We start from the raw sequence: 10,477 nt of genomic DNA, 5'->3' as shown, positions 1-10,477 counted from the left end.
TAAACCCCACGACTTTTTTACTCGCCTAAAAAAGTCGATAAAAACGGCGCCACTGCGTGGTGCTATAACGATTTTGACGCCTGTGTAAAACTCTACCCGAGTTTTACTGGCGGAAAATCTATCCCCATCCCTTTCATTGAAAAAGGGGGTGGCGGTAGCAACAATTCCCGAAAAAACGGGTAGTTTTTTCGAGGAAATCTTGTTGCGTTACAAGCTCAACGCAGTTGTATCCTTTTTACCTCTTTTTTTGGATAAGCAAAAAAAGAGCGGGGTTTCAGGGGCAGCGCCCCTGGATAGGGTGTAAGGGGTGAAACCCCTTAATAGGGTACAAGGGATGAAATCCCTTGAAAGGGGGTAAGGGGCAACGCCCCTTGATAGTGTTTTATATGGAATAAACGTTTTTATTCACCACTTCCCCGACTTCAAAGTTTCCTATATCGGTCGAATAGCTGTCTCCTGTTTTATATAAAAATTTAACGTCATATTCCACATCTTCCCCCTGTCTGAATCCCGTCATGTCTTCTTGCGTAAAAGGAACGAGAAAACCCCGCTCCCTTTCAAAATAACTCACTTCTCCCGGGTATTCTTTTATAAGCTGCTTTGCTCCTTTTCCAAAAGTAAAAAGCACTTTAGATATAATACTCATATCCAAAATGCTCTCATCACTTACTTTAAAAAACATATACCCGCTGTTGCTGAACTTTATTTCCATTTTTTCACCTACGCCTGAGACTTTCTGAATTTGAATTCATCTCTAGATAAATCCAATTTTCCTTTTCCGAGTTTCCAACTGCTTATCCCGGAAGCTATCCCTATCTTCCTGCTTAATAAACTGTCCAAAGCTTTGCTTCTGTTATTCATCGTATTGTAGGCAAGCTCCGCCATTTTTGCATTTTTGGAATTATAAGCCTCATTTATCTGATTGTCATAATTCATCTTTGCCTGTTCATAAGTGTTTCTGACGTTCGCAACCCTGTTTTGCATGGAATTGAAATTTGCACTTTTGCCGCTTTCTGCAAACCCGCTTCTTCCAAGTCCCATTCCCGCATGTTTTTGTGCATTGTATCCGTAAGGGTTTATACTCTTTAAATATTCGGCATTTGCCGCTCTCCCTTCCGTTATTGCATCACGGGATGCCTGCGCCTTTTTTTGATTTAACTCCTTTACTCTTTGATCCGTCGTGCTTTCTATATTTTTTTTAGTCTGCCCATAATAACGATCCAAACCTTTTATTGTATTGTTATAATTTTTACTTGCGTAACCGCCAAGTCCGCTATATGGATTGGTTGCCATTTCCTTACCTCCTTTAGTTTTTTACTATACTGTTTTCTTTTAATTTCATATAAGAGTTCTTTACTTTTTTTATACTGCTGTCCGTCAATTTTATATATACACCTTTTACCTTTTTAATCGACGCAGAAGAAAGTTTTATATATATATCGACATCTTCTTTCGTAACCTTTCCGCTTTTGGAAAGAACAGAACTGTTCCCAAGGAAAAGAGAACCGTCGTAAGTTTTTAAATAACATTTAAAAGTTACACTTGTCGATTCGCCTATCACCTTTTTTATCTGTTCAACTTCACTGCCGGAAAAAGCCACGGTATTTGAGCTTTTATAATTTTTAACCGTCTTTGTAAAACTTCCGCAGGTTATAACAAGGGTATCGCTGAATTTCGGATTGTACTTCGTATAACCGACCTTTACCCCTTTATATTCATTTATTATGCTTACGCTGTTTATCTTGGAAACCCTCTTTATCACAGGAAGCGTAAAGTTCTTTTTAGAAATCGTCGCCGTTCCGAGCTTTACACCACGCCGAAACATTAAAATCCGAAGTTCCGTTTGCAGAATGCTTTACTTTAAAATCACCGCTCATCAATTTACACGGATTTTTAAAAGTATCAAAATGAGTTTTGGTATCCGTTTTCTTTGCGCCGTCCACCATTATGTATTTAGTGTGGTCGTAAAAATTCCAGTGTCTGTAACTGTCTTTGCCTCTAAGCCACAGCTCACAGTGAATAATACTCGTATTTGAGTCCTTATCCTGACTTTTAAGTTTCCATTCCAGAGAAATATACACATCGTCATTATTTGAATATTTTCCAGTTACTTTTCCGCTCTCAGCCATAACTATCCCTCATACACAAACACAACAGAGCCGACAGGCAACTTTGCACCGTAATTGTTCATACTCGGCGCCGTATTCTTTACAAACCTTATTTCGGGTGAGGTATTTACAGGCTCGGTATTTGTGGAATTTACATATATTTTCACTACTTCTTTGTTTACATCATTTTTATTTTCTTCTATTTTTTTATCCAGATTTGCAATATCCTCTCCGTTTTTATCAACCCCAACAGTGAGCTCATCGTTAATATAACAAACCAAAGTATCGTTTAAATACTCCTTTATATCCACACCCGCTTTGTCAAAAGCCATTCTGAGTTCTTCCCCCGATATAATCGGTGTGTCCCCTAAAGGCTGTATATTTCTGACGTCTTTATTGAATTCAACTATTTTTTCCATTGACATTTATCTTCACCTACCTCTTTATATAACTTCCTTTAAATGCTTCCAACGTAAGAGAAAAGAATCCGAAAGGCATTTTCCTTTTCTTATCGCTGCTTTCTCCGACGAGTTTTATCTGCAGTTCGTTAAATTTCTTCTGCTTCGTTCTCAATACTTTGTAATTGTTGTCCTTATCAAAAAAGAAACTTACCGCCCCAAAATCAAAATTCAAAAAGGAAAACCCGGAATTTTTATGGGAAGCAACAAATCTGAAATCTTTGCTTTTATCCGTCCTTACATATACATTTACTCCGGAATTGCCCATAACCTTAAACTTCGCTATTCCTCCTCTTTTGGATGTGGTCTTTAAATGATTTATGCTGTCGAAATTGTCGGACCTTAAAATTATGTAATTTTCTATTTCTTCTCCGTTATCTTCATAAGAATCACTTTCAAATACGCATATCTGCCCATTTGTCGTCCCAAAGAACATATTGTTGTCAAATACTTTTAAGTAAACTCCCGGACTGAAACTTTCATCTTCGTTTTTTACTCTTATATCCTTAAAATAAAACCACTCGTACTCGTACCCTTTGCCGACTTTGTAAGTACTCCTGCTGTCTGCCAAATACATCTTGGAATTAATGAGTATACATAAATACCCCTTATATACATCCATACAGGCATCTTTGTATCCATCATCTTTTATAAGTTTGGGATTTATAAGGGTAGATCTTGGGCATACAAAGTCCAAAGAGTATATGTCACTGTTCAAATCCGAATACTTAAGTCCGTACATTCCTTCCTTGGAAAGGAAGCATACGTCGTCTAAGAAGTTGACGGAACAACCGAGACTCCCGAAACTGCTCTTTCCCTGCTTGGACGGATAAACCGTTACTTTCTTCACTTCCGTTTTTCCCGCAAAATTCACCGTGCTTATCTCTTCGGTGGATGCTTTGTGATAAAAAAGATTGTTTCCGCCTTCTTTTCCGTCTTTGAACACCCAAAGTACACTTCCCGCAACAACCATAGAGGTTATTTCCTCATTGTCACTTCCGTCCTGATAATAATTTAAATCCGACACGTACTCGGGATTGTTCAGCTCACTGTGAAACAATGCATTTTTATAAATACTGCTTTTAGAAAAAAACACCCTGTTATCAAAAACAGTGTTTATTTTGCAGCTACTTATTCTTTTTTTATGTTCATCCGATTCCTTGTAAAACAAAATAACGACATTGTCTCCTCCAAGCGTAAGAGGAGAAGGCGGCGGTTCATTAAAGGATATACGACCCTTTTCTTTGTTTATCCCGTTATCCGCAAGTTTAAAGGATGTCGTCTTAGTCTGAGAGGTTCCACTTTCCTCATCTCTAACCTCATAAGTAAGCTCAGTTCCGTTCACCAAATCTATATAAGTATCGTTTATCCATACCTTTATATAATCAATATCTTCCCTCGTCAAATCCGAAGTATCCAAATAAAAAGTTTTGTCTTTTCCGTTTGCCGAAAAGGAATTTTTTCTCCAAGGAGTAAGAACATTTACCCCCTGATAACTCTCGCCTCCGCCTTCAGGCAGACGGGATACCGAGGTTGTCGGAACAAAAGGAACATCCAAAGAAGCCTCCTTTATATCCCCGCTTATTGTAAGCATTTGTTCATTTATCCTATTCAAATCCCCTATATCGACAAGCTTTTCTCCGTCATATTTGTAATACCCAATACCGTCGTTTATATATAAATTGTCGTTGTACATAAAGGATGAAGATTTTGAACAATTCATGTTCTTACATAAAAGCTCAAAACCACCCTCATTCTCAAAAGAAGGAAAATCTTCATACAAATACAAATATCTTCCCATATGCACCAAAGCAATACTTGTACCCATCGAAGTATATATGTGTATCCCGTATATGGTTTTATCCTCATTTTCATCCTCAGCAAGGGATGATAAATCCGCTATGAGCTTGTACCCCTCTCTGGTTACCACACACTTGCTGTCATCTTCATAATTTTTATACATATTGACTATCATCACCCCACGGTTATGACTTACATTTCTTCCTTCATTTGAAAAATCCACACCGTTTATGCTTTCATAGGTTCTCGTTATCATTCCTCCCTGAGCCATCATAAACCTCCGTAATTCTTTAAGGGCTTCACAACTCCTATCACATCGCTTCTCTTTATATCCAAAGCCCCTATCACTTTTTGTGCCTTTTCGTCAAAAGCAGCATAGTTTGCGCTCACATCGGTCTTTAATATATCGCTTGCAACGTGATAGCAAAGAACTATTACCCCATTTACGTCAATATCCAGCTCGGTATCGTCAAGCTTATCTTTGGGAATTTCGCTTAAATCTTCGGCATACGCCGCATACTCAACATCAATTTTCCCTTCAAAATTATTTCTTACGTATATTTTTCTGTTTCTGTAATAATAATCAATGCTTCCGTAATCTGACTTTACAACATTAACTGCCAAAAGCTTTGAGCAAAGAGAGCCGAGAGAATAAGGAATGTATTCTTCTCCGTCTCTTTTTTCGTCTTTTTCGATTTCTATTATTTTGTTTTTTATTATAGGGCTTTGATTCGCGAGCATTTGATAATGAATGTTTATTATCGGTAGGAGTCTTTTGTTTATATCCTCATCGTCGGAAGAATATAAATCCGACAAAGAATACTCCTCAATCAAAGCCAAAACGTATCTTTTTATTTCTTTAATGCTTTTTATGCTCATATTACCTCCCATAAGACCGATTGATATATTTTCCACCAATCGGTCTCATCTTTGTCTTTTAAGGAAGTTCTATAACGCCTACGGATACCGTACCCGTTACGCTTAATTTCACCTTTCCTTTATTCTCTTTTACGTCCTTGTACTTTCCGCTTTCAAGAACCAATGTCTTTGTTTCGCCGTTTGGAATATCAAACTCAAATTCGGCGGCTTCCACCCCCTGAATCCCGTTTCCGTTATGTACCGTCACACTCGCACTTTCGGAAGAAGCCGAAAGAATAATGAGAGTCTTTTCGTCATTACCTTCAAAATCTATAAGCGCTCCGTCCGCTGTATCGATTTTAACCATTTCAGGGTATCCTCCGGGTACGTTTCCTTTAATCGTCAATCTTTCTACATTTGTTACTGCCATTTTTCTATCTCCTTTTATAATTTCTTTTTTTAAGCTTCATGAGCTTTTATTGTATATAATTCTTTTGGTCTTACGGTTTTTGTTCCGTATACAAGCAGACCTTTTACCGCATCCATAAATCTTTTTTCCGGTCTGAAAGGCTCAACGTTATCGATTTGTTTGCCTGCCGCAATTGCTCTGTTTGTTCTTATCATAAGATAATCGTCGCTTCCGTCGTTATATAGGTTATTGCTCATTTTTACGTAAGCATTTTTATACTTACCTAAAATTCCTTCTTCAATCAATTTGTCGTTTCTCGTTTTTAATTCGATAATCTTGTTTTCAAAAATATCGTATGCCCAAGGCGTAAGCTCGATTACTACCCTTTGTGTCATAGGTACACCGTTATCTCTTAACCATACAAGCCCTTTGTCGATAAGCTTCTTCATATCCTCTTCTTTTGAAACTGCCGTCGACTGAGAAAACTTGCCTGCATTTTTTGCTTCGCATGCTATGTCGTACTCATATGCTTCTGTCAATCCCGCAGTAGCTTCGGCTCTTAGAGAAGACATAAGCCCCTTTCTCGACTGAGCTTTGTCGATATCGTCCACTCCGAAGTTAAAATATTTTGCTTTGTCGATGTCGAGATATATGCTGGTATCTTTCACATCTTCGGGGTCGTGAATATCCCTTCCGTCATAATCACCTATGGTAGGTCTTGCAACCCCCAAAATCTTAACCTTTCCCGCTTGTTTTATGTCTCCGTCAAAATCATGGCAACAGTCTTTGTCAAGTACCGCCATTTTTTCCAAATCTCTGAGTATGTTTGCACTCCATACCGTCGCTTTAAAATTGTTGTAACTCATTTTTTATTTACCTTCCTTTTTCTTTTGTTGATTTTTTTAATAAAAAAACACCCCTTAAGAGTGTCTGTCCCTTATCCCCATCGTTCCATAGAACGATTTATTATATCAAGCAGTCTCGGATTTCTTCTCAAATCCTCAGCTGTAAACTCGTCCACTTCATCTGAAGTGTAAAAATCTTTTATTCCCCCGCTCTTCTTCGTATCTTTTACGCTTCCGGCAGGAGAATAAGAGGGCTTTTCCTCCCTCCCCACAACTTCTTTTACATAGCACTCATACACATCCATCAAAGGTATGTCGTCTCTGAAGTGCCCCGCAAAAGAAATAAAATTTTCGTCTCTTAAAATACTCGGGTCTTCTCCTCTTTCTCTCAAAGCGTTCTCTCCCGAACGCAAGACCAGTTCACCCGATATCCTCTCTTTCAAAACTGAATCCCTGGTATTGTCGCAGTCTGTAAGCAAAAGCTCATCCAATACCTCATTCATATCTTCCACCCCAAGGGAAATGATTTTATCCGCCTGAATATTGGCAAGCTCGGCATTGTCTTTAATGCTCATATCATCCAAAAGGACCTCTCCAAGAGCATCACTACCGACACCCTCCTCTTCTTCCTTATATTCTTCATGGTCGTATCCCTCCCCTGTGTATTCCTGCTGCGAAAGTAAATCTTCTTGTTCGTCGTCATTATCGGTCATTTGTTCCTGCTCTTCTTCCTCATATTGTTTTTCAGTACTTAAATCTTCCGACTCTTCTGCTTCCAAGTAAGAATTTTCTTCTTCGTCATAAATATCATCCTCTTTTTCATACTCATCCAAAGAGTAATCGTCCATAAATTCTTCCCCATAATAATCTTCCATATCATTCTCTCCTTTTATTTTGGAATTTTTCTGCCTTTTCGGGCGGCATTCCCCGCTTTTTACGTCCCTAGAAGACGTCACCTTTTAAAATAACATCATTTTTTAATCACCTCCTCAAAACAACCCCCTTTAACTTATAACCCAGCCGCCCCTAAACATCTGTTTTAAAACATTAAAAAAAGACACTATAGTGTCTTTACATTTAGGGGCGCCGCCCCTAATACCCCACTTTTAAGGGCTGTCTGCCCTTAAGAACCCGACCATATTTTTGCCGAAGCCCAAAAATATGGAAAAAATGCTTTCACTCAATCGCTGTGATGGCTTATAACGCATCGGGATTTCATGGAAAATCTACCCGATTTTCTCATGAACCGATGCTACCGCCGTCCCATTTTTAACGTAGTTTGATGAATAAAGGGGTGGGGATAGATTTTCCGCCAGTAAAACTCGGTCAGAGTTTTACGCAGGCGTCAAAATCGTTAGAGCACCACGCAGTGGCGCCGTTTTTATCGACTTTTTTAGGCGAATAAAAAAGTCGTGGGATTCATAAGAGGTGAAACCCCTTTACATACTAAACAATATCTTTATTCAAAATATTTATAAGGCTCATATTCCATTGCTTCATCCAAATTATCCATCATTATTTTAAATATTTTTTCTTTGTCTTTTTCATTCACTACCAATCTATAATGTTTTTCGCCACTATCGTCGTAAATCTCTTCATAATATAAACTTATATTAGTATCATAAAAATCTCTGTATTCCATATCATAATTATAACGTCCAAGCGTGTCATACGCATATGCTTTTTTATCTTTTACTTTATCCATCCGGCCCATTTTTTCATGCTCTTTCAATATCTCCACTATTTCAAAATATTTTTCGCTTATAGGATAAGGATTTATATTCACAATCACCTTATTCTTCTTTTTATCGATAATATACGAAGGAACAATCAAATTTTCTACATCTTTAAAATCCTTTTTGTTAAAAATACTTTTTATTATTTTTTTATATTTTTCCATGCTGTCGTTATCGTTTAATTCATGAACATATCCTTCAAGTTGCCTGTCAAAATCTCTATACATTGCAAATTCTTTTTCATCATAATATTTACACGGTCTTGTTTTTACCTCGCTGAGCAATCCCCCTAATATATTATCATATATTTCCTCTTTTTTTTCCTTTGAAACAATCAACTTAAAAGTGCTTTCCCCATTCTTATCTACAGTTTCTTCATAATCCACCACTGCATACATACTATCCTCATCTGACGGGTCGGTATAATCAAAATATTCTCTTGTAATTCCTATCGATCCATACCTCATCTCATAATCCTTAAGTTTATAATAATATGCCGCTTTTTTATTTTTTTCCAATCTGGCATTAAAGCTATTCTTATTATATATGCGATAAGCTTCTCCATAAATATTCCCATTGAAACGTATCTTTACAGAATCAGAAAAAAGCATTTTGGTATATTGAGGCTGAATAATATCAAATATATTGTCGTTGTTGAAGTTTTGATTCTTAAAGTTAATCGTATTTATAATATCCCTGCATTGACTTAAATCCTCTCTGTCGCTGTGTTTTATCTCTTCTATGTATCCGTCCAATATATTATCCAGATCTACATAAAATTTATACTCTCTGTCTAATATCAAATAATCACAAGGATTTTCAACCATAGCTTCTCTAAGCCCCCCGAGCAATGAAGAATATATAATATAATTATTATTCTCTTTCTCAGTAGGTATCAGTACCGATACATACGATGCTTCTTGATCTGTACTCACTTTTTTTTCAAAGTTATAAGTCACAGTGGCATCTTTCAGCTGCGTATATTCACTGACCAAATAACTGTTTAATATATCATTTTTTTTCTTTTTATTTTTTATATTATTTTTAGATATATATTTATTCGCTTTTTTTAAGGCTCGTTTATATATATATCCATAACTGCCCTGAGTTACCTTAACCTCCGCAAAATACTCACCGTCGTACTTAAATTTGACATCAGCTCTTTTAACAGCCTCCTTTACCCCTTCGTCAGAGGCAAACATTCGGTTTAAAATTTCTCTTTCGTTATTAAACTGAGGATAACTTCTATAATCAATCAGCCTTTCACGGTGATAATTGACAAACCTTCTCATCTCTTTTACCTCTGAAGACATGTAAGGCTGAAAATCATTATCTATATAATACAACACCCCGACAATTATGCATATGACGAATATTGTCATTACTTCTACAAACGTTAACCTTCTTCTCATAACAATCCCCTGTTCTTACCTTATTCTATATAATATATTTTATCACTTATTTTCTTCTATTTCATCTTTTCTCAATATTTTTTCTAACAATGCACTATTTAAATTATCTGTAATTAAATCAATAATCCCATTATCAGGAATAGGAATTTTGACATTTCTCAATATATCAATAATTTCATTGGTAATAGGAGATGAAACTCTTCCGGCTATTTCGCTTATTAAAGCATCTTGTTTTGCTTCTTTAAGAGCCTTGTTTGTTGCTTCCAATGTTATACCTTCTTTATTTGAATACATCTGATTATTATATGTCCTTCCAAAAATTTTAGCCGTTTCAATTTCCGATGATTTTCCTTTTAAAAAATATGCTAATATTAAAGATGAAATAATATCATTGGTTATACCTACTCCATCAATAAGACTTTTTTGTTTACTACCCTCTTTATTTTCTAATTTTATTATTGCCTTATTTAGAGCTTCTAAATCAGGCGGATTTTTATCATTGCCTAATAACAATCTTAAAGTCTGTTTATATCCATCCAATGTTCTATTTTTATGATTTAGAGTTGCAAGAGCATACAACCTACTCTTACTGTCATTCCCCAAAAACCTTAAAATATCTTTTTCTTTTCTTTTTACTATTCTGGGGTTTAATGATTTTATATATTTCGTCGCGTCATCTTTCCCTTTTTCCATATATGTTATATACAATGTCTTTCTTTCCTTTGGTGTCATATTTTCAATATCAGTCAAGCGTTGGTCTTTAAATGCAGGATTTGTACTTATTGCAAGAGAATTATCAAATGCCAAATTCTCAGCACCGTATTTCTTCAAATAATTGTCTATGTTATTTC

At 36.3% G+C, this 10,477-nt stretch carries 12 protein-coding genes; all 12 read right to left on the bottom strand.

All coding sequences use genetic code 11. From position 1 onward, the window contains the following. Window positions 1–382 precede the first annotated feature (382 nt). Entirely contained in the window at window positions 383–712 is a 330-nt protein-coding gene (locus QZ357_RS09375; RefSeq protein ID WP_290776473.1) for a hypothetical protein, read from the bottom strand. Window positions 713–720: 8 nt separating this feature from the next. Further along, window positions 721–1,293: a hypothetical protein gene (locus QZ357_RS09370; protein ID WP_290776471.1), complete on the bottom strand. Its 573-nt coding sequence runs from the start codon at window positions 1,291–1,293 to the stop codon at window positions 721–723. 13 nt (window positions 1,294–1,306) lie between these two features. Next, the gene (locus tag QZ357_RS09365; protein WP_290776470.1) at window positions 1,307–1,825 is read right to left on the bottom strand and encodes a hypothetical protein; all 519 of its coding nucleotides are present in this window, start codon (window positions 1,823–1,825) and stop codon (window positions 1,307–1,309) included. Continuing rightward, window positions 1,782–2,129: a hypothetical protein gene (locus QZ357_RS09360; RefSeq protein ID WP_290776468.1), complete on the bottom strand. Its 348-nt coding sequence runs from the start codon at window positions 2,127–2,129 to the stop codon at window positions 1,782–1,784. Before QZ357_RS09360 ends, QZ357_RS09365 begins: the two co-directional genes overlap by 44 nt. A gap of 2 nt (window positions 2,130–2,131) precedes the next feature. Further along, window positions 2,132–2,533 (bottom strand): hypothetical protein, encoded by a 402-nt coding sequence (locus QZ357_RS09355; protein WP_290776466.1) that lies wholly within the window; start codon window positions 2,531–2,533, stop codon window positions 2,132–2,134. A 10-nt stretch (window positions 2,534–2,543) separates the two neighbouring features. Further along, complete coding sequence (locus QZ357_RS09350) at window positions 2,544–4,640, bottom strand: hypothetical protein (RefSeq protein WP_290776465.1); 2,097 nt, start codon at window positions 4,638–4,640, stop codon at window positions 2,544–2,546. Then, entirely contained in the window at window positions 4,637–5,245 is a 609-nt protein-coding gene (locus QZ357_RS09345; RefSeq protein WP_290776464.1) for a hypothetical protein, read from the bottom strand. Before QZ357_RS09345 ends, QZ357_RS09350 begins: the two co-directional genes overlap by 4 nt. 58 nt (window positions 5,246–5,303) lie before the next feature. Continuing rightward, entirely contained in the window at window positions 5,304–5,654 is a 351-nt protein-coding gene (locus QZ357_RS09340) for a hypothetical protein (protein WP_290776463.1), read from the bottom strand. A gap of 29 nt (window positions 5,655–5,683) precedes the next feature. Continuing rightward, a complete protein-coding gene (locus QZ357_RS09335; RefSeq protein ID WP_290776461.1) occupies window positions 5,684–6,499 on the bottom strand; it encodes a hypothetical protein in 816 nt (271 codons plus the stop codon). Between the two features lie 71 nt (window positions 6,500–6,570). Further along, window positions 6,571–7,353, bottom strand: coding sequence for a hypothetical protein (locus tag QZ357_RS09330; protein ID WP_290776459.1), 783 nt, complete (start codon window positions 7,351–7,353; stop codon window positions 6,571–6,573). 584 nt (window positions 7,354–7,937) lie between these two features. Beyond that, a complete protein-coding gene (locus tag QZ357_RS09325; RefSeq protein WP_290776457.1) occupies window positions 7,938–9,626 on the bottom strand; it encodes a hypothetical protein in 1,689 nt (562 codons plus the stop codon). Between the two features lie 42 nt (window positions 9,627–9,668). Next, window positions 9,669–10,477: hypothetical protein (locus QZ357_RS09320; protein WP_290776455.1), on the bottom strand; the 809-nt coding region annotated here is incomplete at its 5' end.

This window comes from Anaerofustis sp. (genome assembly GCF_019420015.1).
GTDB lineage: Bacteria > Bacillota > Clostridia > Eubacteriales > Anaerofustaceae > Anaerofustis.
This window is presented reverse-complemented; position numbering and strand designations above follow the sequence as displayed.